The following is a 594-nucleotide window of genomic DNA, read 5'->3' on the forward strand; positions in this document are numbered from 1 at the left end:
GGCTCTTCAACTTTGAGCGTGGTGGGGCCCTGAAGTAGGGCTCGCGGCCCTACGCCAGCATGGGTGTTGTCTAGACATCTCATGAGCGAGGACCGCGAGCGTGCACAAGCCTACGTTCGACGTCGATGCGGCGTCGATCCTGTTCAACCTGTCCGGTTACCGAGTCGTCTCGGCCACCCCTGGCGTCGGCGTTGAGCAACCGCGGCAGGTGCTGATCGAGACGACCACGAGCGAGGGCGCCTGCCCCTCCTGCGGGGTGCTGTCCTCGCGGATCCAGGCAAGACCTACCCAGCGCGTGAAGGACGTGCCGTGCGGGGGTGAGCGGCTCGACGTGCTCGTGCGCAAGCGCCGCTACGCCTGCCGTGAGTCGTTGTGCCCGCGGCGGTCGTTCACCGAGGAGACCGAGCAGCTGCCCGCGCGGGCGAGGGTCACGACCCGGCTGACCGAGCAGGTGATCACCGCCTGCCGGGCCGAGCCGCGGGCGGTGTCCCGGGTCGCGCACGAGGCGCACCTGTCCTGGCCCACGGTGATGCGGATGCTCACCACCACCCTGGACCTGGACACCGGCGTGGACCGCCGGCACGTGCGGCACCT

At 69.7% G+C, this 594-nt stretch carries 1 protein-coding gene; it reads left to right on the forward strand.

Translation table 11 applies throughout. The annotated features are described in order from the left end of the window. Positions 1–100: 100 nt before the first annotated feature. On the forward strand, positions 101–594 hold a 494-nt coding region (locus RF638_RS16100), incomplete at its 3' end, for a transposase family protein (RefSeq protein WP_368842470.1).

Source organism: Kocuria sp. CPCC 205235, assembly GCF_040980905.1.
Lineage (GTDB): Bacteria > Actinomycetota > Actinomycetes > Actinomycetales > Micrococcaceae > Kocuria > Kocuria carniphila.